The sequence below is a fragment of the Aeromonas sp. S18(2024) genome (assembly GCF_041402525.1).
GTDB lineage: Bacteria > Pseudomonadota > Gammaproteobacteria > Enterobacterales > Aeromonadaceae > Aeromonas > Aeromonas enteropelogenes.
This window is the reverse complement of sequence record NZ_JBGLQV010000002.1, coordinates 396048-421064: the sequence shown is the minus strand read 5'-3', so window position 1 is coordinate 421064 and position 25017 is coordinate 396048. Positions and strand designations below refer to the sequence as shown.

Genomic DNA, 25017 nt, shown 5'->3' with positions numbered 1-25017 from the left:
AACATGTCGCTTTTGGCTGCGTTGGGTGATTGTGCCAACTCGTCTTTGCCACGTCACGTCGCCATCATCATGGATGGTAACGGTCGCTGGGCCCAGAACCGAGGCAAGATGCGGGTTTACGGGCACAAGGCAGGCGTCAAGTCGGTACGCGAGGCGGTCACCTTTGCGGCGCGGGCCAAGATGAAGGCATTGACTCTGTTTGCCTTCTCCAGCGAGAACTGGCGTCGTCCGGAAGGGGAGGTTAGTGCTCTTATGGAGCTGTTTGTCACCGTGCTGGGTCGCGAGGTGCAAAAACTGCACGATAACGGGATCCGGCTCAAGGTGATCGGCGATACCTCTCGTTTCAGTGAACGATTGCAGGCAAAAATCGCCAAGGCGGAAGCGCTGACCGCCAACAACAAGGGACTGACGCTGAATATTGCGGCCAACTACGGGGGCCAGTGGGATATCGCCCAGGCTGCCCGCAAGCTGGCCAGGGCCGTGGCTGTCGGTGAAATGGCGGCCGATGACATTGATGAAACCATGCTGAGCAGTGCCGTCTGCATGGCCGATCTGCCCCCCGTGGATCTGTTGATCCGGACCGGTGGTGATCATCGCATCAGCAACTTTGTGTTATGGCAGCTCGCCTATGCCGAGCTCTATTTTACCCCGGTATTGTGGCCCGATTTCAACGAAGCCGAGTTCAGCGAGGCGGTCGCCTCTTTCGTGGCGCGCGAGCGCCGCTTCGGCTGTACGGGTGAACAGATCCGGGAATTGATCGCCGAGCAGCAGACCGGCTAAACCCCGCTCCCAAGAGAGAGGTTTCTTTTGCTAAAACAACGAATTATTACTGCTTTGATGTTGATCCCCCTGGTCCTGGGGGCGCTCTTCTTTTTGCCATTGAAGTTTTTTGCCCTGTTGGCATCGCTGGTATTTTTGCTGGCCAGTCGTGAATGGAGCACCTTCGTGTCGGCCAAGCCGCTGCAGTGGTTGCCCATCGTATTCTGTCTGTTGCTTGGCGCCAGCCTGTTCTGCTTGCCAGTGGAACAACTCTGGGCCCCTGGCCTGCATCCTCTGGTGATGGGAGTGCTCTGGACCGCCGCCAGCTGGTGGTTGCTGGGGCTGATCCTGGTATTGCGCTACCCCCAAAGCGCCAGGTTGTGGCGTGAATCTGTCTGGCTCAAGTCCCTGTTTGGTCTGGTAACCCTGGTTCCCTTCTTCTGGTCCCTGGTGGCCATTCGCGGTTACAACTTCTACCACGACCCCATGATGGGGGCCTGGATATTGCTGTTCGTCATGGGACTGGTCTGGGCGGCAGATTCTGGCGCGTATTTTTTTGGCAAGGCGTTCGGCAAGCACAAGCTGGCGCCCGCCGTCAGCCCGGGTAAAACCATCGAAGGCATGTGTGGCGGCCTCTTTACCGCCAGTCTGCTGGCCATCGGTGTGACTTGGTGGATGGGCTTTGTGCCTGTCAAGATGGGCATAGTGCTGTTCTGCTCCCTCTTGGCGGTGCTGGCCTCCGTGCTGGGTGATCTGACCGAGAGCATGTTCAAGCGCGAGGCGGGCATCAAGGATTCCGGTACCCTGCTGCCCGGTCACGGCGGCGTGCTCGACCGGATCGACAGCCTGACCGCCGCCCTGCCGGTCTTCTTGCTCAGCTATCTGTTGCTCAGTCAGGAGTTCTGATGCGTAACCTGGTGATTCTGGGAGCCTCCGGCTCCATCGGTCAGAGTACCCTGAAGGTGCTGCGCCATAACCCGGGCCGTTGGCAAGTATTGGCGCTGACCGCCGCCCGCAGCGTGGATGCCATGCTGCGGGATTGTCTCGAATTTTCCCCGCGCTTTGCCGTCATGGTTGACGAGGAGGCTGCCCGCGAGCTGGCGAGTCGCCTCAAGACCCATGGCAGCCAGACCCGGGTGATGTCCGGCCCCGCGGCCCTGTGCGAGGTTGCGGCGCATCCCGATGCTCACAGCGTGATGGCGGCCATCGTCGGCGCGGCAGGACTGGCACCTACCATGGCGGCGGTGCGTGCCGGCAAGCGCATTCTGCTGGCCAACAAGGAAGCATTGGTGATGTCCGGCGCCTTCTTCATGGAGGCGGTGCGCGAACACGGCGCCGAGCTGTTGCCCATCGACAGCGAACACAACGCCATCTTCCAGTGCCTGCCGACCGCCATCCAGCGTCAGCCTGGCTTCTGTGATCTGGCTGCGGCGGGGATCAGCAAGATCCTGCTGACCGGTTCAGGTGGTCCGTTCCGCTATACCGAAGTGGCCGAGCTGGCCAAGGTGACCCCGGCCCAGGCCATTGCCCATCCCAACTGGTCGATGGGGGCCAAGATTTCGGTGGATTCCGCCACCATGATCAACAAGGGGCTGGAATATATCGAAGCGCGCTGGCTGTTCAACGCCGCCCCCGAGCAGATCCAGGTGGTCATTCATCCGCAGTCCGTCATTCACTCCATGGTGCAGTACAAGGATGGCTCCGTGCTGGCCCAGCTCGGCAATCCGGACATGTGTACTCCCATCGCTCATGCGCTGGCTTATCCCAATCGCATCCCTTCCGGCGTGGAACCTTTGGATTTTTTCAGTGTCGGAGAGTTCAGCTTCATTCGACCCGATTACGATCGCTACCCCTGTCTGGCACTGGCCATCAACGCCTGCCAGAAGGGACAAGCGGCCACCACGGCGCTCAATGCCGCCAACGAGGAGGCTGTCGCAGCCTTTCTGGCCGAGCGGATCGGTTTCATGGATATCGCCCGGATCAACGAGGCCGTGATGCTGGCGCTGGAGAACAGTGCCGTCAGTTCTCTCGATGATCTGTTTGCCCTGGATGGTGCGGCCCGTGCCCGTGCCCACCACCTGATTGAGGAGATTGGCTGATGGGCGGTGTATTGTGGAACATCGGCGCCTTTGTCGTTGCGCTGGGCCTGTTGGTTGCAGTGCATGAATTCGGCCACTTCTGGGTGGCCCGTCGCTGTGGTGTCAGGGTGGTGCGTTTCTCCATCGGTTTTGGCAAGGCGATCTGGCGCCGGATGGGTAAGGACGGTACCGAATATGTGCTGGCACTGATCCCGCTCGGGGGCTATGTCAAGATGCTGGATGGCCGGGTCGATGAACTCAAACCCGGTGAAGAACAGCAGGCGTTCAATCACAAGAGCGTCTGGGCACGGATGGCCATCGTCGCGGCCGGTCCCATGGCTAACTTCGTGTTTGCCCTGGTCGCCCTGTGGCTGATGTTCATGATCGGGGTGCCGAGTGTCAAACCCGTGATTGGCGAGGTGCGTCCCGCCTCCATCGTGGCTCAGGCCGGTATCGAGCCTGGTGTCGAGATCGTCGGGGTAGGGGATGAGCAGACCGGTGACTGGGAGAGCGTGACCTATGCCCTTATCAGCCATCTGGGTGACAAGTCGGTCACCCTGAAGGTGCAGGCGCCGCAGACCAGCTACGCCACCGAGAAGACCCTGTCGCTGGAAGGCTGGACCTTCGACCCTGACAAGGAGTCTCCCATCGGCAGCCTGGGCATAGTCCCCCTGGGGGGCAAGATGCTGCCTGTGGTGGCTTCGGTGGTGGCCAAGAGTGCCAGTGAAAAGGCAGGTCTGCAGGTTGGTGATCGCCTCAAACAGGTGGGCGATCAGGAGATAACCACCTGGCTCCAGTTTGTCGAACTGGTGCAGCAGGCACCCGGTGAGCCGCTACAGATAGTGGTGGAGCGCAACAACCAAGATCTCGGCTTGACCCTGACCCCGGATAGCAGGAAGGTACAGGGCAAGGTGGTCGGTTATGTCGGACTCGCTCCGCAACTGGTTCCATTACCGGATGAATATCGAATTCTGTTACAGTATGGGCCTTTGCAGGCGCTGTGGCAGGGTGCCGACAAGACCTGGAGCCTGATCACGCTCACTTTCGACATGATTGGCAAGCTGATCGGCGGCATAGTGTCGCTGGACAACCTGAGCGGGCCCATCTCCATTGCCAAGGGCGCGGGTAGCAGTGCCGATTACGGTTTGGTCTATTTCTTGAGTTTTCTGGCACTGATCAGTGTCAACCTGGGGATCATCAACCTGTTCCCCTTGCCGGTGCTGGATGGTGGTCATCTTGTCTACTTCCTGATCGAGGCTATTACCGGCAAGCCGGTATCGGAGAAAGTACAGGAAGTGGGTTTCAGGATCGGCGCCGCCATTCTGATGTTATTGATGGGTATTGCGCTGTTTAACGATTTCGCTCGCCTCTGAGGCCAGAGCATCAACAAGGACACATAAGAACAAAATGGCTGTTAAAAAAGCATTGGTGTTGAGTTGCCTGCTGGGTGCCAGTTTCCTGGCCCAGGCGGCCCCTGCCTCTTTTGTGGTGCAAGATATCCAGGTCGAGGGCCTGCAACGGGTGACCCTGGGTGCCGCACTGTTGAACCTGCCGATCCGGGTTGGCGACAACGTCGACTCCGTGACCCTGGCGAATGCCATCAAGAAACTCTATGCCTCCGGCAACTTCGAGGATGTGAAGGTCTACCGCGATGGCCAGGTACTGCAGGTGATGGTCAAGGAGCGTCCGACCATCTCCAGCATCGAGTTTTCCGGCAACAAGGACATCAAGGAAGAGCAGCTGACCCAGAGCCTGGAGTCCTCCGGTATCCGGGTCGGTGATCCCCTGGATCGCACCGTGCTCACCTCCCTCGAGAAGGGGCTGGAAGATTTCTATTACGGCGTGGGCAAATACTCCGCCAGGGTCAAGGCCATCGTCACCCCGCTGCCGCGCAACCGGGTCGACCTCAAGTTCACCTTCGTGGAAGGCCAGGCCGCCAAGATCCAGCAGATCAACATAGTCGGCAACAATGTCTTCCCGGAAGATAAGCTGATCGCCCAGCTCTCCCTGCGTGATGAGGTGCCCTGGTGGAACTTCACCGCGGATCAGCGCTACCAGAAGCAGAAGCTGGCCGGTGACATCGAGACCCTGCGCTCCTACTACATGGATCGCGGCTATATCCGTTTCGCCCAGGAGTCCACTCAGGTCTCCATGACTCCGGACAAGAAAGGCGTCTACGTCACCCTGAACATCAAGGAAGGGGATCAGTACAAGGTCTCCGGTATCCAGCTCAAGGGTAACCTCATCGATCGCGCCGGCGAGATGAAGGGGCTCATCCCCATTGAAGCTGGCAGCGTCTACTCGGCGAGCCAGGTGACCCACACCGAAGAGGTGCTCTCCAAGTTCCTCGGTCGTTACGGCTACGCCTATCCCAAGGTGGTCACCTTCCCGCAGGTCAATGACGAGACCAAGGAGGTGGAGCTCATCGTCAACGTCGAGCCGGGCCCCCGCGTCTATGTACGCAACATCAACTTCAACGGCAACGTGACCACCGAAGATCAGGTATTGCGCCGCGAGATGCGCCAGATGGAAGGCACCTGGCTCTCCTCCGACAATATCGAGCAGTCCAAGACCCGTCTCAACCGCCTCGGTTATTTCGAGAGTGTCGAAGTGGATACCAAGCGGGTGCCGGGCAATGACGATCTGGTCGATCTCGACTTCAAGGTCAAGGAGCAGCCGGCCGGTTCCATCAACGCGGGCGTCGGTTATGGTACCGAGTCTGGCCTCAGCCTGCAGGCGGGGATCTCCCAGGACAACTTCATGGGGACCGGCAAGCGGGTCTCCATCAACGCCAGCACCAACGACTACTCCAAGAACGTTGACCTGAGCTACAACGATCCCTACTTCACCGTGGATGGTGTCAGCCTGGGTGGCCGTGTCTACTACAACCAGTTCCGTGCCGATGATGCGGATATCGTGGATTACGAGAACGAGACCATAGGCTTCCGTCTCTCCAGCGGTTTCCCGGTCAACGAGCACAACCGTCTGGACTTCAGTACCGGTATCGAAAGCTCCAAGCTGAGCCGTCCTACCTTCAATGAGTCCAAGTTCAACGAGTGTATCGCCGACAACAAGCCGTCAGCAGACAACACCTACTGCTACGACCTGTGGAACGACAACCGTCAATCGGTACAGATGGACCAGTTCTGGGATCTCTATGCCAAGGGTGAGGACAGCGTCGACTTCGTCACCGTTGACCTGACTGCAGGCTGGACTCGTTCCACTCTCAACAAGGGGATGTTCCCGACCGCAGGTGATCGTCAGCGGGTCAACGCCAAGGTCACCATTCCTGGCATGGATCTGCAGTACTACAAACTCTCGGCCGAAGATGCCCACTACTTCCCGCTGGACGCGGATCACAGCTGGGTCATGATCGGCAAGGGCCGGGTCTCCTACGGTAACGGCTATGGTGACAGCACCATGCTGCCCTTCTTCGAAAACTACTATGCCGGTGGTTTCGATACGGTGCGCGGCTTCAAGAGCAATACCATAGGTCCCAAGGCGATCTACCGGCAGTACACGAACAACGGTACCGGTGCTCCGACGGCGACGGGTTATTACGAAGGTTCCGACACCTCGGTCGGTGGTAATGCCCTAGCGGTGGCCTCGTTCGAATTGGTCTTCCCGACTCCCTTCGTCTCCGAGACCTATCGTCCGCAGATCCGCAGCACCGTCTTCGTCGATGCGGGCTCCGTATGGAGTACCGATTTTGCCAACGGCGCCTACCCCTGTGCTCCTGGCGCAGACTGCAACTACCAGAGCCAGGACTACTCGGATCCGGCCAACATCCGGGTCTCCGCCGGTGTCTCCCTGCAGTGGCTCTCGCCCATGGGGCCGCTGGTGTTCGCTCTGGCCAAGCCAATCAAGAAATATGAAGGGGATCGTACCGAAGTCTTCTCCTTCAACATCGGTCGTACCTTCTAAACGACATCACGCCCCCACCCGCAAGGTGGGGGTATTCAATGATGGGATGCGCAGTTTGCGTGCCTCACCAGGTAACAAGACGGTAGTCATGCCGCTTGCATAATCGGGTAAATCAGGTAGCCCTCACCATGAGGGAACAAGGAGTAAGTGTGAATAAAGCGTTGAAAGTAGCTGGTTTGAGTTTTGCACTGATGGCTGCCGGCATGAGCTCAGCCTTCGCTGACACCAAGATCGCCGTGGTCGACATGGGCGAGGTGTTCCAGAAGCTGCCCCAGCGTGAAGCCGTGGCCAAGAAGCTCAAGGGCGAATTCGAGCCGCGCATGCGCGAGCTGCAGAAGCTGGAAGCCGACGGCCAGAAACTGGTCGAGAAGTTCCGCAAGGACGAGGCCTTCATGAGCGCCGAGCAGAAGAAGCAGAACCAGGAGAAGCTGGCCAAGCTGCAGATGGAGTTCAACAAGAAGCGTCAGGCATTTGAGCAGGACAACGGCCGCCGTCAGTCCGAAGAGCGCAACAAGATCCTGACCAAGGTGCAGGCTGCCATCGATTCCATCGCCAAGAGCAATGGTTACGATCTGGTGCTGGAGCGCAATGCCGCCCCCTATGCCGCCAGCAAGCTGGACATCTCTGCCCAGGTTATTTCTCAGGTAAGCAAGAGCAACTAATTGATGTCATTCACTCTCGCACAGCTGGCCCAGCAACTGGGGGCCCAGGTTCATGGCGACGGAACCCTGGAAATCCGCAAGGTAGCGACACTGGAAAAGGCCGGGGAGGGGGATATCACCTTCCTGTCCAACAAAAAGTACCGGCATTATCTGGAGCAGAGCAAGGCCACGGCCGTGCTCATCACAGAAGCGGATCTGCCGTTTTGTCCCACCAACGCCCTGGTGCTCAAAGACCCCTATGTGGGCTTTGCCCGGGTGGCCCAACTGCTGGATACCACCCCGCAGCCGGCGATGGATATCCATCCGAGCGCCGTTATCGCGGCGGACGTGCAACTGGGCGAGAGAGTGGCCATCGGTGCCAATGCGGTGATCGAATCCGGCGTCGTGCTGGGTGACGATGTGCGCATTGGCCCGGGCTGTTTCGTTGGCAAAAATACCCGGCTGGGCGCCCGTTCCCGCCTGTGGGCCAACGTCACCCTGTATCACAATGTCACCATGGGCACCGACTGTCTGGTTCAATCCGGTACAGTGATCGGGGCCGATGGTTTCGGCTACGCCAACGAGCGTGGCGAATGGATCAAGATTCCCCAGCTTGGCGGCGTGACCATCGGCAACCGGGTCGAGATCGGCGCCTGCACCACCATTGACCGTGGCGCGCTGGAAGATACCCGCATCGCCGACAACGTCATCATCGACAACCAGTGCCAGATTGCCCACAACGTCGAGATCGGCTACGGCACCGCCGTGGCGGGCTCCACCGTGATGGCGGGTAGTCTCAAGGTCGGCAAATACTGTATCATTGGCGGCGCCTCCGTCTTTAACGGGCATATGGAGATCTGCGATCAGGCCACCGTTACCGGTATGGCCATGGTGATGCGACCCATTACCGAGCCCGGTGTCTACTCTTCCGGCATCCCCCTGCAGACTAATAAAGAGTGGCGCAAGACCGCCGCCCGGGTGATGCGTATCGAAGAGATGCACAAGCGGTTGAGCAAGCTTGAGAAGAAGCTGGATCAAGAATAATCACGATTGGTATAGGGTACTGTTTTGACTACTGAAAAGAAGAGCCTGGATATCCAGGAAATCATGAACCTGCTGCCCCACCGTTATCCGTTCCTGATGGTGGACCGGGTGGACGACTACGAGATCAGCGATGAGCGCAAAACCCTGCGTGCCATCAAGAACATCTCGTTCAACGAGCCTATCTTCCAGGGCCACTTCCCGGCCAAGCCGGTGTTTCCCGGTGTGCTGATCCTGGAAGCCATGGCGCAGGCGACCGGTATCCTGGCGTTTACCATGGTGGGCAAGCCGTCCCCCAATGAACTCTATTATTTTGCCTCAATCGACAACGCTCGCTTCAAGCGTCCGGTCGGCCCCGGCGATCAGCTGGTGCTGGACGTGGAGTTTCTGAAAGAGCGCCGCGGTATTGCCAAGTTCACCGGTGTCGCCACCGTCGACGGTGAAGTGGTCTGTACCGCCGAGCTGATGTGCGCCAAACGCGAGGTTTAACACACGTGATCGACCAGACTGCCATCATTCACGATACTGCCATCGTCCATGAGTCTGCTGTGATCGGTAAAGGGGTTGAAATCGGCCCCTTTTCTGTCATCGGCGCCGAGGTAACGATCGGTGACGACACCTGGGTGGGTTCCCATGTGGTGATCAAGGGCCCGACCAAGATTGGTCGCGGCAACAAGATCTTCCAGCACACCTCCATCGGTGAGGATTGCCAGGACAAGAAGTACGCCGGCGAGCGCACCTTCCTCGAGATTGGCGACAACAACGTCATTCGCGAAAACTGCACCTTCCACCGTGGTACCGTGCAGGATCAGAGCCTGACCAAGGTGGGCAGCGGCAACCTGTTCATGGTCAATGTGCACGTCGCCCATGACTGCATCATCGGTGACAACTGCATCTTCGCCAACAACGCGACCCTGGCGGGCCACGTGGTGATCGGCGATTTCGTGATCTTTGGCGGTCTCTCCGCGATCCACCAGTTCGGCCGCGTCGGCTCCCACGCCTTCGTCGGTGGCTGCGCCGCCCTCAACAAGGATGTGCCGCCCTACGTGATGGCCGCCGGTAACTACGCCAAACCGTTCGGGGTCAACTCCGAAGGGCTGCGTCGCCGCGGTTACACGCCTGAGGCCATCTCCGCCGTCAAGCGCGCCTACAAAGAGATCTTCCGCTCCGGCAAGACCATCGAAGAGGTGCTGCCGGTGCTGACCGAAATGGCCGCAGCCGAACCTGCGGTACAGCTCTATGTCGACTTCCTCAAAGACAATGAGCGCGGGATCATCCGTGCCTGATCCTGTCTACAACAAGATCCGCATCGGCATCGTCGCCGGAGAAGTCTCCGGCGATATTCTGGCGGCGGGTCTGGTACGCGAGCTGCAGGCCCGCTACCCGGACGCGCAGTTCGAAGGGATCGCCGGGCCGCGCATGCAGGCCCTCGGCGTGAAGGCCCTGTTCGAGATGGAAGAGCTCTCCGTCATGGGGATCACCGAGGTGCTGGGCCGTCTGCCGCGCATCCTCAAGGTCCGCCGCGAACTGCTGCGCCACTTCATCGCCAATCCACCCGATATCTTCATCGGGGTGGATGCACCGGATTTCAATATCGGGGTGGAGCTGAAACTGCGCCGCGCCGGTATCAAGACGGTTCACTATGTCAGTCCCTCCGTCTGGGCCTGGCGCCAGAACCGTATTCACAAGATCAAGTCCGCCACCGACATGGTGCTCGCCTTCCTGCCGTTCGAGAAGGCCTTCTACGACAGATTCGAGGCTCCCTGCCGCTTCGTCGGCCACACCATGGCGGATGACATTCCGCTGGTGCCGGATCAGGCTGCGGTGCGCAGAACCCTGGGTATCGACGCCAACCGCCGCTGGCTGGCGGTACTGCCGGGTAGCCGGACCGCAGAAGTGGGCTTTATGTCCCCCCTGTTTCTCGAGGCGTGCAAACACCTGACGGTGCGTTACCCGGATCTCGGGTTCATCGTGCCCCTGGTCAACGAGAAGCGGCGCGAACAGTTCATGGCCATCAAGGCCGACGTGGCGCCGGATCTCGATATGGTGCTGCTGGAAGGGCAGGGCCGCGAGGCCATGATCGCCGCCGATGTGGTGATGCTCGCCTCCGGTACCGCGTCGCTCGAGGCCATGCTGGTGAAAAAACCCATGGTGGTGGGGTACAAGCTCAAACCCTTCAGTTACTGGCTGGCCCAGCGCCTGGTGAAGACCGAGTTCGTCTCCCTGCCCAACCTGTTGGCGGGTCGCATGCTGGTGCCCGAACTCATCCAGCACGAGTGTACCCCGGAAAACCTGGTGGTCGAGGTCAGCAAATACTTCGAGCATGACAACAGCGAGCTGGTGAACACCTTCACCGAGTTACACCAGCTCATCCGCTGCAATGCGGATCACCAGGCCGCCGAGGCGGTGGCCGAGTTGCTCGGCAGATAAGGCTGCGGCCGGCTGTGCCCATGTTATGTCAGGCCCTGCGGGGCCTGTTTTGATTCAAGGCGACAAGATGATGATCGATATTCCTGACGACAAGCTGGTTGCCGGTGTGGACGAGGTGGGGCGTGGCCCCCTGGTGGGGGACGTGGTGACCGCCGCCGTCATCCTCGACCCGGCCAATCCCATCGCCGGCCTCGCCGACTCCAAGAAGCTCTCCGAGAAGAAGCGCCTGGCCCTGTTTGACGAAATCAGGGAGAAGGCGTTGGCCTTCGCCATCGGCCGTGCCAGCCCGGCGGAAATCGACGAGCTCAATATACTGCACGCCACCATGCTGGCGATGCAGCGTGCCGTGGCGGGGCTCAAGGTCACGCCGGAACTGGTCTTTATCGACGGTAACCGCTGCCCAAGTTTGCCGATGGAAGCCCGCGCCGTGGTCAAGGGGGACAGCCTGGTGGCCGCCATCAGCGCCGCGTCGATCCTGGCCAAGGTGACCCGGGATGCGGAGATGACCGAACTGGACAGCCGCCATCCCGAGTACGGCTTTGCCCGTCACAAGGGCTACCCGACTGCGGAGCATCTCGCCATTCTGGCGGAACGCGGGCCTCTGCCCGAATATCGCAAAAGCTTCAAGCCGGTGCGCCGCGCACTGGGGATCGAATAACCCATGCCACGCTGTCTGCATGACGACATTCACGCCAGCTGGCGCCACGAGAGGGGATAACCATGGCTGACCCCCGTTTTATTCATCTGCGCGTTCACACCGATTTCTCCATGGTGGACGGTCTGCAGAAGATCAACCCCATCGTCGGGGCGGCAGCGGCCGATGGCATGCCGGCCCTGGCCCTGACCGACCAGATGAACATGTGCGGCCTGGTGCGCTTCTATGGCGCTGCCCACGGCAAGGGGATCAAGCCCATCGTCGGGGCCGACTTCTGGGTACAGAGCAATGAGCTCGGCGACGAGCAGTTCCGCCTCACCTTGCTGGCCATGGACAACGATGGCTACCAGAACATCACCCTGCTCATTTCTCGCGGCTACCAGCGCGGCCATGTGCAGGGGCGCCCGGTTATCGACAAGGAGTGGCTGGCCGAGCACGCCAAAGGGGTGATTGTCCTCTCCGGTGGCCGTGAGGGGGATGTGGGCAAGTTCCTGCTCAAGGGCAACCGCCAGATGACGGAGCAGTGTCTCGCCTTCTATCAGACCCACTTCCCCGACGCCTACTATCTCGAGCTGCTGCGTACCGGCCGCCCCGACGAGGAGGCCTACCTGCACATGGCTGTCGCCCTGGCCACCGAGTTCGAGCTGCCGGTGGTGGCGACCAACGAGGTGGTGTTCCTGAGTGCTGATGATTTCGACGCTCACGAGATCCGGGTCGCCATCCACGATGGCTATACCCTGATGGACAAGCGCCGTCCACGTCGCTACAGCCCCCAGCAGTACCTGCGCAGCCAGGAGGAGATGCTGGATCTCTTCGCCGATATCCCGGAGGCGCTCGAGAACACGGTGGAGATCGCCAAGCGCTGCAACGTGACGGTGCGCCTCGGCGAATACTTCCTGCCGAACTTCCCGACCGGTGACATGACCACCGAAGACTTCCTGGTGATGAAATCGAAAGAGGGCCTCGAGGAGCGCCTCGAGTTCCTGTTCCCGGATCCGGTGGTGCGCGCCGAGCGGCGTCCGGAGTATGACGAGCGTCTCGACGTCGAGCTGAAAGTGATCAACCAGATGGGCTTCCCGGGTTACTTCCTCATCGTGATGGAGTTTATCCAGTGGTCCAAGGACAACGGCATTCCCGTTGGCCCGGGCCGAGGTTCGGGTGCGGGTTCGCTCGTTGCCTACGCCCTCAAGATCACTGACTTGGATCCGCTGGAATTCGACCTGCTGTTCGAACGCTTCCTCAACCCCGAGCGGGTCTCCATGCCCGACTTCGACGTCGACTTCTGCATGGACAGACGTGACGAGGTGATTGAGCACGTCTCCGACATGTATGGCCGCGATGCGGTCTCCCAGATCATCACCTTCGGCAGCATGGCGGCCAAGGCGGTAGTGCGGGACGTGGGCCGTGTGCTGGGCCATGCCTATGGCTTTGTGGATCGCATCTCCAAGCTCATTCCACCGGATCCGGGTATGACCCTGGCCAAGGCGTTCGAGGCCGAACCCAAGCTGCCCGAGCTCTACGAGCAGGATGAAGAGGTCAAAGACCTCATCGACATGGCGCGCCGTCTCGAGGGTGTGGTGCGCAACGCCGGTAAACACGCCGGTGGCGTGGTGATCGCGCCCACCAAGATCACCGACTTTGCGCCGCTCTACTGCGATGACGAAGGGCATCACCCTGTCACCCAGTTCGACAAGAACGATGTGGAGTACGCAGGCTTGGTGAAGTTCGACTTCCTGGGGCTGCGAACGCTCACCATCATCGACTGGGCGCTCGGCATGATCAACCCGCGCCTTGCCAAAGAGGGCAAGCCGCCGGTCGATATCGCCGCCATCCCCATCGATGACAAGAAGTCGTTCGACCTGCTGCAGCGCTACGAGACTACGGCGGTATTCCAGCTCGAATCTCGCGGCATGAAGGACCTCATCAAGCGGCTGCGTCCCGACTGCTTCGAAGACATGATCGCGCTGGTGGCCCTGTTCCGGCCGGGCCCGCTCCAGTCCGGCATGGTGGACAACTTCATCGACCGCAAACACGGCAATGAAGCCATCTCCTATCCGGACGAGAAGTGGCAGCACGAGAGCCTCAAACCCATACTCGAGCCCACCTACGGCATCATCCTCTACCAGGAACAGGTGATGCAGATCGCCCAGACCCTGGCGGGTTATACCCTGGGTGGCGCAGATATGCTGCGCCGGGCGATGGGTAAGAAAAAACCCGAGGAGATGGCCAAGCAGCGGGCCGGCTTCGAGGAGGGCGCCATCAAGAACGGGGTCGATGGCGAGCTGGCCATGAAGATCTTCGACCTGGTAGAGAAGTTCGCGGGTTACGGCTTCAACAAGTCGCACTCCGCCGCCTATGCGCTGGTCTCCTACCAGACCCTCTGGCTCAAGACCCACTTCCCGGCCGAGTTTATGGCGGCGGTGATGACCGCCGATATGGACAACACCGACAAGATAGTGACCCTGGTGGACGAGTGCCAGCGCATGGGGCTCACCGTGATACCGCCGGACGTCAACACCGGTCGCTATCGCTTCACCGTCAACGACGATGGTCATATCGTCTATGGCATCGGTGCGGTGAAGGGGGTGGGGGAAGGGCCTATCGAAGCCATTCTCTCGGCGCGAGATCAGGACGGCCCCTTCCGCGATCTGTTTGACTTCTGCAACCGGGTCGACATCAAGAAGCTCAACAAGCGGGTGATGGAAAAACTCATCCTCTCCGGCGCCATGGATCGGCTAGGCCCTCACCGCGCCGCCCTGATGGCGACACTGGAAGAGGCGATGCGCGCCGCCGAGCAGCACGCCAAGGCGCAGGCGGTGGGCCAGGTCGACATGTTCGGCGTGCTCACCGAGGAGATAGACGACGTCAAGAAGGCGTTCGCCAACGTACCCCACTGGCCTGACAAGGTCTGGCTGGAGGGGGAGCGCGAGACCCTCGGGCTGTACCTCACCGGTCACCCCATCAACCAGTACAGCAGCGAGCTGCGTCGCTACACCTCGGGTCGCTTGTGCGATCTGCATCCCACCTCCCGGGATACGGTGACCACGGCGGCGGGTCTGGTGATCGCGGCACGCAGCATGGTGACCAAGCGTGGCAACAAGATGGGGATCTTCACCCTGGACGACCGTTCCGGTCGCCTGGATGTGACCCTGTTCAGTGAAGCGCTGGAAAAATATGAAGAGTTGATGCAAAAAGACCGCATTTTGGTGGTTTCTGGACAGGTCAGCTTTGATGACTTCTCCGGTGGCCTTAAAATGTCGGCCCGGGAATTACTGGATATCAACGATGCGAGGGAGCGTTTTGCCAGGGCAATTCGCATCTCCCTTGATGAGACGCGGATCGATGATCGCTTTTTTCCGCGTTTGTGCGAGATTTTGGAGCCCGCCCGTGCCGGAGTCTGTCCGGTTCAGGTAAACTATCGTCGCCCCGGCTCCCGGGTGCGATTGACACTTGGTACCGAGTGGCGGGTGACACCCACCGATCAACTGATAGATGACTTGCGAGTCCTGCTTGGACGAGAGCGGGTTGAATTGGTTTTTGATTAGAGGATCTATAGTCCCTATGAGTCTTTTTCTGGATTTTGAACAGCCGATCGCCGAATTGCAGGCGCAGATTGATGAACTCCGTCATGTGAGTGAAGGCAATCACGCCGTGGATCTCAAAGAAGAGATCCGTCGGCTGGAGAAGAAAAACGAAGAGCTGACCAAGAAGATCTTCGGCGATCTGGGTGCCTGGCAGGTGTCACAGATGGCGCGTCATCCCCAGCGCCCCTATACCCTCGATTACATCGAGCACATCTTCACCGACTTCGACGAGCTGGCCGGCGATCGCGCCTATGCCGATGACAAGGCTATCGTCGGCGGCATCGCCCGTCTAGACGGCGAGCCCGTGATGATCATCGGTCACCAGAAGGGTCGCGAGACCAAGGAGAAGATCAAGCGCAACTTCGGCATGCCGCGTCCGGAGGGGTACCGCAAGGCCCTGCGCCTGATGGAGATGGCCGAGCGCTTCAAGATGCCGATCATCACCTTCATCGACACCCCGGGCGCCTATCCGGGCGTGGGTGCCGAAGAGCGTGGTCAATCCGAAGCCATCGCCCGCAACCTGAAAGTCATGGCCGGTCTGACCGTGCCGGTCGTCTGCACCGTGATTGGTGAGGGTGGCTCGGGTGGCGCACTGGCCATCGGCGTGGGCGATCGCGTCAACATGCTGCAGTACTCCACCTACTCCGTCATCTCGCCGGAAGGGTGTGCCTCCATCCTGTGGAAGAGTGCCGACAAGGCCTCCGTGGCGGCCGATGCCATGGGCATCACGGCCCAGCGTCTGAAGGAGCTCAAGCTCGTCGATTCCATCGTCGAGGAGCCGCTTGGCGGCGCTCACCGCGACGTGGAGAAGATGGCCAAGCACCTGAAAGACCGGATCCTGCAGGATCTGAATGCCCTGCGTCCGCTCGATACCGAACAGCTGCTGGAGCAGCGCTATCAGCGTCTGCTGGGCTACGGCTACTGCTAAACCCGGCTCGGCACCAGCATCATGAAGCCCCCGTCCTGCACGGGGGCTTTTTTATATCTGCTTCTGGTCAGAGGTTCAGAGACTCAGAGGGGTTGGGGAGTAAAGCAGGGTTGGTTTGGGGGCGTACCGGCGGCAGTGGGCCTGTCGGGGCAGGATGACCGGGTAAAATAAAACGCCCCGCAGGAGCGGGGCGCTGGTATCTCATGTGTCGGTGTTACAATTCAATCTCGTCACACATTCCTTCGTAGGCGATATCGATGGATTGCAGCTCCTTCTGCAGGCGATGTTTGTCTTTCAACGCCTCAATCTCACGCCACTTGCGTTTTTTTCCCGTTGTCCCGCGGCTACGCGAACCGAGTTCAACCACCTCTTCATACTCGAAGTTGAACATGTCCATGGCTCCCTCCTTGGTTGTTATCGTTTTCACCATCCGTATAACATAACGACATTGAAAGTAAAACGTTTTTATTGCGACTCCATGACAGTGCTAAAAAAAGCCCATAAAAAAACCGGGAGCCCAACATGGCTCCCGGTTTTTTTCAGCAAAAAGAGTCGATTACAGGTGGCTTGCCAGCATGGTTTCCAGCTTGCCCTGGTCGATGGCAAACAGGCGGATGCCTTCGCCCAGCTTCTCGACAGCCATGGCGTCCTGGTTCAGCTCCCAGCGGAATTCGGCTTCGGTCATCGGGGTTGGCTTGGGCATACGCTCGCCGGTGTAGTCCAGCTTGCGAACCACGGCGCCTTCGGCCTTGCTCAGCTCTTCCAGCAGGGCCGGGCCAATGGTCAGGCGGTCACAGCCAGCCAGTTCCAGGATCTCGCCGGTGTTGCGGAAGCTCGCGCCCATCACCACGGTCGGGTAGTCATGCTGCTTGTAGTAGTTGTAGATGGCGGTGACGGAGACCACGCCCGGATCTTCGCTCGCGGTGTAGTCGCGGTTGTGCTTGGCCTTGTACCAGTCGAGGATGCGGCCCACGAACGGGGAGATCAGGAAGGCGCCGGCTTCGGCACAGGCACGGGCCTGGGCGAAGGAGAACAGCAGGGTCAGGTTGCACTGGATACCCTCTTTTTCCAGTACCTCGGCGGCGCGGATCCCTTCCCAGGTGGAGGCCAGCTTGATCAGGATGCGATCGTTGCTGATGCCGGCTTCGTTGTAGAGACGGATCAGTTTGCGGGCCTTGGCGATGCTGGCCTCGGTATCGAAGGAGAGACGGGCATCCACTTCGGTGGAGATGCGGCCCGGGACGATCTTCAGCACTTCCAGACCGATGTTGACCGCCAGCTTGTCGCCCGCGTCGATGATTTGCTGTGCCTTGTCCTGGCTCTGGGATTTTGCCCAGTTGATGGCGTCTTCGATCAGCGGAGCGTACTCGGGGATCTCGGAGGCCTTCAGAACCAGAGAAGGGTTGGTGGTGGCATCGATGGGCTGATAGCGTTTGATGGCTTCGATATCACCGGTATCGGCAACAACAGTGGTCAGGGCTTTCAGCTGGGTTAATTTATCGGCCATAGCGAATATCATCTCTTAATGCGGGAGTCATCCCGGGGTTGCGGGCGTGAGACGGCGATTCTGAAATAAAATTACAGGTTCCTGTTGCCTCATGCTCAGAAAAACGCGACGGGGCCAGCCCATCGTCATTGCCTGCCTAATTAATACTGATGTGGTGCATCCTGCAATAGGGAGGGTTGGCCGTTAATCATCCAGTGTTTGATGTCACCTCAAAAACCATGATAAAAGTATATGATTAGTAAGGTTTTTTACTTCCTGCAACAAGGTCGGCTCCGCTTGTCGTCGAGCCATCTTTTTTCACCAATATCCAGATTTGTGTCCTCGATCACATAAATTATTACTTCAGGCACTTGAAATTTAATTACATGGAAAACGTTTGGCGACAGTGCGCGATTTGAGCGCCGTTTCAGGCAAGCGTTTGCATTTTTTGACGAGGTTTGGCGGCGGCAGATGAAAGGTTCTCTTATGAGGCTTGTTTTCTGCTTGCTCGATTAACTTATTGGAATTGTTGAAAGTTTGCGATTTGAATGGAGCTTTTTGGGCTTTTTCCGTTCGTTTTTTGTATCTCGAGTGATCGGGATCACTATTCTGAACTCCCCCGCTATGCTAGATTCCGCCCCTTTAGCGAAACGCTAATTAAAACGACAGACAAAAAACGGCCGGCACGGATCGGCCATGGATGTGAATAACAACGAGAGAATTATGGACACTTTGATTGCGATGCTAAACGACCTGATGTGGGGAGCCGTGCTCATCTACCTGCTCATCGGGGTCGGAATTTTCTTCACCTTCAGACTCGGCTTTATCCAGGTCCGCCACTTTGGCCACATGTTTTCCGTGCTGAAGAACAGCCGTAAATCGGACAACGCAGGCATCTCCTCCTTCCAGGCTCTTTGTACCAGTCTCGCCGCACGTGTCGGCACCGGCAACCTGGCCGGTGTGGCCGTAGCCATCTATCTGGGTGGCCCGGGCGCCATCTTCTGGATGTGGCTGATCGCCTTCATCGGCATGGCGACCGCCTTCGTCGAGAGCACCCTGGCCCAGCTCTACAAGGTCAAGGATGAAGACGGCAACTATCGTGGCGGTCCCGCCTACTACATGGAAAAGGGGCTTGGCATGCGCTGGATGGGGGTGCTGTTTTCACTGTGCCTGATCCTGGCCTTTGGTCTGGTGTTCAACGCGGTGCAGGCCAACTCCATCAGCCTGGCGATGAACGTGGCTTTCGGCATCCCTGACTGGGTCAGCGGCCTGGCGCTGGTGGTCCTCTCCGGTCTCATCATCTTCGGCGGCATTCGCGGCATCGCCCGTTTCGCCGAACTGGTAGTGCCCTTTATGGCACTGGCCTACATCCTGCTGGCGCTGATCATCGTCGCCATGAATATCAGCGAACTGCCCGGTGTGTTTGCCCTGATCATCAAGTCGGCGTTTGGTATCGAACAGGCAGGGTCCGGTGCCCTGGGTTATGCCATCTCCCAGGCGATGATCAACGGCATCAAGCGCGGCCTCTTTTCCAACGAGGCGGGCATGGGTTCTGCGCCCAACGCTGCAGCGACTGCGACCCCTTATCCGCCCCATCCGGCCTCCCAAGGTTATGTGCAGATGCTGGGTGTCTTCATGGACACCATCGTCATCTGCAGCTGTACCGCGGCCATCATCCTGGTCTCCGGCCAGTTTGAACCGGGTTCCGGTGTGACCGGCGTCGAGCTGACCCAGCGTGCGCTGTCATCCCAGATAGGCAACGGTGGCAACATCTTCATCGCCGCAGCCATCTTCTTCTTCGCCTTCACCTCCATCGTGGCGAATTACTCCTACGCGGAGACCAACCTGGTGTTCCTCGAGCACAACCACAAGGGCGGCCTGATGCTGTTCCGTCTGTTCGTGCTGGGCATGGTGATGTTCGGTTCCGTGGGCGAGCTGCCGACCGTGTGGGCCATGGCGGATGTCTCCATGGGGCTGATGGCCATCGTCAACCTGGTGGCGATCCTGCTGCTCTCCGGCGTTGCCATCAAGCTGGCCAAGGATTACAACGACCAGCTCAAGCTGGGCAAGCTGCCCACCTTCGATGCCAACAAGTACCCCGAGATCCGCTCCCAGCTGGAAGCGGGGATCTGGGACAACCCGACCAAGAAATAAGAGCGGGTGAGTCAGACCGACAAGGGGAGCCAGTGGCTCCCCTTTTTTTGTTATGTCAGCCGATCCCAGCGGCGACAGACCTGGTTCAGCCGTCTCTGCAGCTGGCGCCAGCAGCGTTGGCGCTGCCGTACATTGAGGGGGGCGTAGCGCCACCTGCGATAGAGCCAGGCACTTTGCCGCAGGGGATGGGCCAGCTCGGGGCGCTGCTGAGCAAGCCGTTCGCACCACAGGGCCAGGCTTTCCCCCGGAGCGGGCGAGCAGCCTGTCTTCCGACCCCGTTTTAGCAGTGGCGACCAGATCCGTTGTTGTGGTGGCTGGCGACCAGGCCAGAGCAAGGGCAGGCTCACCAGCAGGGTAACCAGCATCAGGCTGGCGAGGATAAGCCATGGGATCTGGGCGGCGAGTGCCGGCCAGCGCTGGCTGAGCTGCTGCCAGAGCTGGCTGGCATCATGACCCAGCACCCAGCGACTCCACTGATAGTCGATGTTGCTGCCCCACCAGCGTAGCTGGTTGAGCAGGGCCCAGTTGCGATAGCGCTGCAGGGCGAGGGGATCGGCGGCGGTAAACTCCTCGTTCAGCGCTTGGGTGATGCCTCCTTCGATACGCTCTGGCGCGACCACCGCTGTGGGATCGATGCGTCGCCAGTGTCCGGCCTCATCAAGATATTCCACCCAAGCGTGGGCATCGAATTGGTGCACCGCCAGATAGTTGCCGCTGGGATTCCACTCGCCGCCGAGATAACCGGTCACCAACCGGGCTGGCACCCCGGCTGAGCGCAGCACGAAGGCAGTGGCCATGGCGTAGTGGCCGCAAAAGCCGCGCCGGGTATCGAACAGAAACTCATCTACTCCGTCGTCGCCAAGGGGTGGCGGCGTCAGGGTGTAGGCGTAGGGCTCACGGCGAAAGGTCGCCAGCAAGGCGGCCACCATGGCATCCCGCTCGGGGTATTGCTCGCGCAAGTCAAGGGCGAAGGCGCGCGCCCTAGGGTTGCCCGCCACCGGCAGTTGCAGATTGCGCTGGCGTGATTGCGGGGTGACATCTTGTTCTGCCTGAAGGCCGCTTACCCGATAGCGAATGGCCACCTCGCCGCGTCCCTGGCGATAGAGGGTGGCAAGAGGAGTCAGCAGTACGGGTCCATCCAGCACCAAGGGGCTGGCCAGGGCAAAGGCCCAGCGATGGCGCTGGGGCTGGGCGAGCACCTCGTAACTGCCGGTTGGCAGAGGCACATCGGATAGCACACCGGGTACGTCCTCTCTGGTTGGCACGGCGCGCTGCCAGGTCTTGACTTCGGTGCTCAGCTGCCAGCTCCGGCCATCGAAATACTCCTGACGCATCACCGGAAAGTAACGCTCGCTGGCGGGGGGCGGGCCACCTGCGAAAGTGATGCGAAAGGCTAGCTCGGACGAGTTGGCCAGCTCGCCGATGTCCCCGGGCGATACCGTCTCGGAGAGCCCCGACAGGGCGCGGCTGGTGGTGGGCATCTGCCACAGGGGTGGCAACCTTGGCAGCAGCATAAACAGGGTAAGTAGCAATGGAAGGGCCAGCAGCAGTGCCAGGCCCGCCTTGCGCCAAGGCTGCCGCAAGGCGGGATCCACCGCCGTCACCAGCGCTGTGATTGCCAGCCAGAGGGCCAGCGCCATCATCATGGCCCAGCCGATGCTCTGACGATGTACCAGCGCCAGCGCGATGAGGAAGAAGGCGAGCAGCAGCACTTGCTCTATGTCCCGCTCTCGGCGCACCTCGATCATCTTGAGGCTATAGCCGAGCCAGAGCAGGTTGATGAGGGCTGGCAGGGTGCCCAGCGCCCGCCATTGCCATACCAGCAGCAAGATGCCGATGCCGGCCAGCAGCGCCAGTAGCCGGACAGGGGGCGGATGCCAGCCCCGCCACAGCATCATGGCGCGCACGCCCAGGGTCGCGGCGCCCACGGCCAGCACCCAGAGTTGCAGCTGGGGCCAGAGCGCCGCCGCCAGCAGCAGCTGTTGCAGGGCGATGAGCGGCAGCAGGCGACGGTTATCGAGCAGCATCCATTCCCCTCTCTGCTGTTGTATCCCCCTTGTCGCCCACGCGCGCCAGTGTCAGCCGGCAACGATGCAAAAAGGCGGGCCCGCTCTCGGGGCCGAGGGTCTGGCCCGCTAGGGTCAGGGTGAAGGGGACGCCCCGCTTGGCGAAATCGCTGCACCACCAGGCCAGCACTGACAGCCGCGCTTCGAGATCCTGGCCACTGACCCGGGCAAGGGAGAGGTGGGTGTCATCTTGCAGGTGCTCTTCGAACTGCTTGACCAGGAGGCCGCGTCCCTGGGCGAGCTGCTTCCAGGCGATCCGGCTCGGCGGCTCCCCCGGGCGATGCTCCCGCAGGGTATCAAAGTCCCCGAGAGTGGCGGGAACGACTTGTCCCTGTCCCGCTTGTTCCGTTTGCGAGGCGCCCGTGAGCAAACTCCCATATAGGGGCGCGGGGGCGAGCCAGGCCTCCAGCTGCAGATCCAGCAGTGACCAGCAGCGAAACAGCCCCAGGGGGTAGCGGCTCTCCACCCTTATCCGGTTCAACGCCACCCGGCCGCGCCGGCCGCCCTTGATTGGCAGGATCAGACTGGCAGGAGCAGAGTCGGCTTGCGCCAGCCAAAGGGAGCCTTCGCACAGGGTCAGCTGCAGTGCCCGCGCAGGGCGAATGGCTCTCACTGTCACCCGGATGGGCAGGGGTTGGCCCGCTTCACCCAGCACCATGGAGCCCCCAAGCAGGCACAACCCCAGCAGGTTGCGATGGGTGAGCCACATGGCGGCCATAAACAGGCTGGCGAGGCAGTAGGCAATCAGTAGCACCAGATTGTTCTGGTAGTTGGTGCCGAGCAGATAGATGGCGATCATTACCAGCAGGTAGCCAAGCCCGAGGCGGGTCGGCAGGATAAACAGGCTGCGCGGCCCCAGGGTGACCTGGCGAGCGGGGGGAATGCGGCGGGCCAGCCAGCGCTGCTGCCATGCATCTCTTAGGTGTCGCCAGCCCATCAGGGATTGTCCGGATCCACCCTGGCCAGCAGGCGCTGGCTCAGGGGGCAGGCCTCGCCGCGTTGCACGCCAAAGCTCCCCCTGAGCCTGTGTTCGGCCACATAGGGGAAAACGGCCTGCACATCCTCTGCCGTCACGAAACGGCGCCCCGCGACCAGGGCCCAGGCGCGGCTGACCGCCAGTAAGGTGCGAGCGGCTCGGGGAGAGAGGGGCTGGGGCAGATCCTCATCGAACCGGCTCTGGTGGACCAGCGCCAGCAGGTAGTCGAGGGTGGCATCGGAGAGATGAATGCCATCCGCCTGCGCTTGCAGGGCGGCCAGGGCGGCTGCATCCAGCTGGCGGGTCAGGGTGACGGGCTGGTTGGCACCGCGCAGTAGCTGTCGCTCGGCCTCCCGCGGGGGAAATCCCAGTGACAGGCGCACGGCGAAGCGGTCGAGCTGGGACTCCGGCAGGGGATAGGTGCCTGCCTGATCCGCCGGATTCTGGGTGGCGATGACGAAGAAGGGGGAGGGGAGCGGATAGCTCTGCCCCTCCATGCTCACCCTGTGCTCAGCCATGGCCTCCAGCAGGGCGCTCTGCACCTTGGGGCTGGCGCGGTTGATCTCGTCGGCTAGCAACACCTGGGTGAAGACGGGGCCGGGGTGAAAGCGAAACTGCTGCTGGGCCTTATCGAAGATCTGCAGCCCCAGCAGATCGGCAGGCAGCAGATCGGCGGTGAACTGCACTCGCCGGCAATCGAGCCCCAGCACCTGGGCCAGCGCATGGGCCAGGGTGGTTTTGCCCATGCCGGGCAGATCCTCGATCAGCAGATGGCCGCGAGCCAACAGAGTGACCAGGGCTATCTTGAGTTGCTGCGGCTTGCCGAGGATCACCTGCTCCAGGGCCGTCAACAGTTGCGCAATCTGTTCCTGTGTCCTCATTCGAACCTCCATTGTGCTCTCTCCCATTTATACCCCAGTCAGAAGAGATTGGTCTAAGCTGGCCGTCGTTTATTTCTTGGTGACTTCACAGAGACTTCACACAGGTTCACCCTGGGCTCATGCAGCATGGTTATAGTGGCATCTCTGATTCCACCATGAGATTGACACCATGAAACAACGAACCGCGCTATCACTGCTGGCATTGGGGCCCCTGTTGCTCGTCCCCCGCGTTTATGCCGCGGCAGATGAGCCCATGGCGAGCATAGTGGAAAAGGCTGTCCAGCCGCTGCTGGAGGAGTACCGGATCCCGGGCATGGCGGTCGCCGTGCTGAAGGAGGGCAAGCCTCACTACTTCAATTATGGCGTCGCCAATCGGGAGAGCGGCCGGCGCATCAGCGAGCGGACCCTGTTCGAGATTGGTTCGGTCAGCAAGACCTTTACTGCGACCCTGGGCACCTACGCGATCGTCAAAGGGGGCTTTCGGCTGGATGACAAGGTGAGCCAGCACGCGCCCTGGTTGCAGAATTCGGCGTTTGATCGGGTCACCATGGCCCAGCTGGCGACCTACAGCGCAGGGGGCTTGCCGTTGCAGTTTCCCGATGCGGTCGACTCAAACGAGAGAATGCGCCAGTACTACCGGCAGTGGTCACCGCTTTATGTGGCGGGTACTCATCGCGAGTACTCCAACCCCAGCATAGGTCTGTTCGGCCATCTGGCGGCGAGCACCCTGGGCCAACCATTCAGACAACTGATGAGCCAGACCCTGCTGCCCAAGCTCGATTTGCAGCACACCTATCTCGAGGTGCCAGACGCAGCCATGGTTGACTACGCCTACGGCTATTCGAAGGAAGACAAACCCGTCAGGGTCAATCCCGGAGTGCTGGCGGACGAAGCCTATGGCATCAAGACCAGTGCGGCGGATCTCATCAAGTTTGTGGGCGCCAACATGACAGGCAGTGGCGACAAGGCGGTGCAGCAAGCGCTGGCCATGACCCGAACCGGTTTCTACTCGGTGGGAGAGATGACCCAGGGGCTGGGGTGGGAGAGCTACGCCTATCCCGTGACCGAACAGGCGCTGCTGGCGGGCAATTCACCGGCGGTGAGCTTCAAGGCCAATCCGGTCAAACCCTTTGTGGCTCCCAGAGTGATGGGGAACGAGCGACTCTACAACAAGACGGGCTCGACCAACGGCTTTGGTGCCTATGTGGTGTTTGTTCCGGCCAGAGGCGTGGGCATCGTCATGCTGGCCAATCGCAACTACCCCATCGAGGCCAGGGTCAAGGCTGCCTATGCCATCCTGCGCCATCTGGCGCCCTGATGGCCGCATTCAATGTTTGGCCATGATAAGTAGCTGGTTGACGTAAACAATGACGCCGGGCTGATCCCGGCGTCGTTGTTTACGGGGCTTGGAGGG

General features: G+C 60.3%; 20 protein-coding genes. 15 read left to right on the top strand and 5 right to left on the bottom strand.

Annotation, left to right across the window (positions count from 1 at the left end):
- The first annotated feature begins 3 nt into the window (after positions 1 to 3).
- The 13 genes from uppS to accA all read left to right on the top strand — a co-directional run bounded on the left by uppS (position 4) and on the right by accA (position 16040).
- Positions 4 to 780, top strand: coding sequence for a polyprenyl diphosphate synthase (uppS, locus tag ACB034_RS05070; RefSeq protein ID WP_371172257.1), 777 nt, complete (start codon positions 4 to 6; stop codon positions 778 to 780).
- A 27-nt stretch (positions 781 to 807) separates the two neighbouring features.
- Positions 808 to 1665, top strand: a complete 858-nt coding sequence (locus ACB034_RS05065) for a phosphatidate cytidylyltransferase (RefSeq protein WP_371172256.1) — start codon at positions 808 to 810, stop codon at positions 1663 to 1665.
- Complete coding sequence (gene ispC, locus ACB034_RS05060; RefSeq protein WP_223378730.1) at positions 1665 to 2858, top strand: 1-deoxy-D-xylulose-5-phosphate reductoisomerase; 1194 nt, start codon at positions 1665 to 1667, stop codon at positions 2856 to 2858. Before ACB034_RS05065 ends, ispC begins: the two co-directional genes overlap by 1 nt.
- A complete protein-coding gene (gene rseP, locus ACB034_RS05055; protein ID WP_371172255.1) occupies positions 2858 to 4210 on the top strand; it encodes a sigma E protease regulator RseP in 1353 nt (450 codons plus the stop codon). Before ispC ends, rseP begins: the two co-directional genes overlap by 1 nt.
- Positions 4211 to 4244: 34 nt before the next feature.
- Complete coding sequence (gene bamA / locus ACB034_RS05050) at positions 4245 to 6761, top strand: outer membrane protein assembly factor BamA (protein WP_124240448.1); 2517 nt, start codon at positions 4245 to 4247, stop codon at positions 6759 to 6761.
- Between the two features lie 149 nt (positions 6762 to 6910).
- Positions 6911 to 7423, top strand: coding sequence for an OmpH family outer membrane protein (locus tag ACB034_RS05045; protein WP_026456029.1), 513 nt, complete (start codon positions 6911 to 6913; stop codon positions 7421 to 7423).
- Between the two features lie 3 nt (positions 7424 to 7426).
- The gene (gene lpxD / locus ACB034_RS05040) at positions 7427 to 8446 is read left to right on the top strand and encodes a UDP-3-O-(3-hydroxymyristoyl)glucosamine N-acyltransferase (RefSeq protein ID WP_042027945.1); all 1020 of its coding nucleotides are present in this window, start codon (positions 7427 to 7429) and stop codon (positions 8444 to 8446) included.
- Between the two features lie 24 nt (positions 8447 to 8470).
- On the top strand, positions 8471 to 8932 hold the full coding sequence (gene fabZ, locus ACB034_RS05035; RefSeq protein ID WP_026456027.1) for a 3-hydroxyacyl-ACP dehydratase FabZ: 462 nt from the start codon (positions 8471 to 8473) through the stop codon (positions 8930 to 8932).
- A gap of 5 nt (positions 8933 to 8937) precedes the next feature.
- Positions 8938 to 9729 (top strand): acyl-ACP--UDP-N-acetylglucosamine O-acyltransferase, encoded by a 792-nt coding sequence (gene lpxA / locus ACB034_RS05030; protein ID WP_026456026.1) that lies wholly within the window; start codon positions 8938 to 8940, stop codon positions 9727 to 9729.
- Entirely contained in the window at positions 9722 to 10873 is a 1152-nt protein-coding gene (gene lpxB / locus ACB034_RS05025; RefSeq protein ID WP_371172254.1) for a lipid-A-disaccharide synthase, read from the top strand. The genes lpxA and lpxB overlap by 8 nt, the downstream gene beginning before the upstream one ends.
- A 67-nt stretch (positions 10874 to 10940) precedes the next feature.
- Positions 10941 to 11531: a ribonuclease HII gene (rnhB, locus tag ACB034_RS05020; protein WP_371172253.1), complete on the top strand. Its 591-nt coding sequence runs from the start codon at positions 10941 to 10943 to the stop codon at positions 11529 to 11531.
- Between the two features lie 62 nt (positions 11532 to 11593).
- The gene (dnaE, locus tag ACB034_RS05015; RefSeq protein ID WP_371172252.1) at positions 11594 to 15073 is read left to right on the top strand and encodes a DNA polymerase III subunit alpha; all 3480 of its coding nucleotides are present in this window, start codon (positions 11594 to 11596) and stop codon (positions 15071 to 15073) included.
- 16 nt (positions 15074 to 15089) lie between these two features.
- Entirely contained in the window at positions 15090 to 16040 is a 951-nt protein-coding gene (accA, locus tag ACB034_RS05010; protein ID WP_026456022.1) for an acetyl-CoA carboxylase carboxyl transferase subunit alpha, read from the top strand.
- Positions 16041 to 16254: 214 nt separating this feature from the next.
- Here the strand turns inward: accA and ACB034_RS05005 are convergent, their stop codons facing one another.
- Positions 16255 to 16437: a DUF3545 family protein gene (locus ACB034_RS05005; protein WP_026456021.1), complete on the bottom strand. Its 183-nt coding sequence runs from the start codon at positions 16435 to 16437 to the stop codon at positions 16255 to 16257.
- A gap of 159 nt (positions 16438 to 16596) precedes the next feature.
- Positions 16597 to 17547 (bottom strand): transaldolase, encoded by a 951-nt coding sequence (gene tal, locus ACB034_RS05000; RefSeq protein ID WP_216993919.1) that lies wholly within the window; start codon positions 17545 to 17547, stop codon positions 16597 to 16599.
- A gap of 702 nt (positions 17548 to 18249) precedes the next feature.
- Here tal and ACB034_RS04995 point away from each other — a divergent pair.
- Positions 18250 to 19680: a sodium:alanine symporter family protein gene (locus ACB034_RS04995; RefSeq protein WP_042027935.1), complete on the top strand. Its 1431-nt coding sequence runs from the start codon at positions 18250 to 18252 to the stop codon at positions 19678 to 19680.
- A 50-nt stretch (positions 19681 to 19730) separates the two neighbouring features.
- Here the strand turns inward: ACB034_RS04995 and ACB034_RS04990 are convergent, their stop codons facing one another.
- The 3 genes from ACB034_RS04990 to ACB034_RS04980 are packed head-to-tail and all read right to left on the bottom strand — an operon-like array spanning position 19731 to position 23603.
- A complete protein-coding gene (locus tag ACB034_RS04990; RefSeq protein ID WP_371172251.1) occupies positions 19731 to 21707 on the bottom strand; it encodes a transglutaminaseTgpA domain-containing protein in 1977 nt (658 codons plus the stop codon).
- Complete coding sequence (locus ACB034_RS04985; RefSeq protein WP_371172250.1) at positions 21694 to 22683, bottom strand: DUF58 domain-containing protein; 990 nt, start codon at positions 22681 to 22683, stop codon at positions 21694 to 21696. The genes ACB034_RS04990 and ACB034_RS04985 overlap by 14 nt, the downstream gene beginning before the upstream one ends.
- Positions 22683 to 23603 (bottom strand): AAA family ATPase, encoded by a 921-nt coding sequence (locus tag ACB034_RS04980; RefSeq protein WP_371172249.1) that lies wholly within the window; start codon positions 23601 to 23603, stop codon positions 22683 to 22685. The genes ACB034_RS04985 and ACB034_RS04980 overlap by 1 nt, the downstream gene beginning before the upstream one ends.
- Positions 23604 to 23772: 169 nt before the next feature.
- Here ACB034_RS04980 and ampC point away from each other — a divergent pair, with 169 nt between their 5' ends.
- Positions 23773 to 24921 (top strand): FOX/MOX family class C beta-lactamase, encoded by a 1149-nt coding sequence (ampC, locus tag ACB034_RS04975; RefSeq protein ID WP_371172248.1) that lies wholly within the window; start codon positions 23773 to 23775, stop codon positions 24919 to 24921.
- The last annotated feature ends 96 nt before the right edge of the window (positions 24922 to 25017 follow it).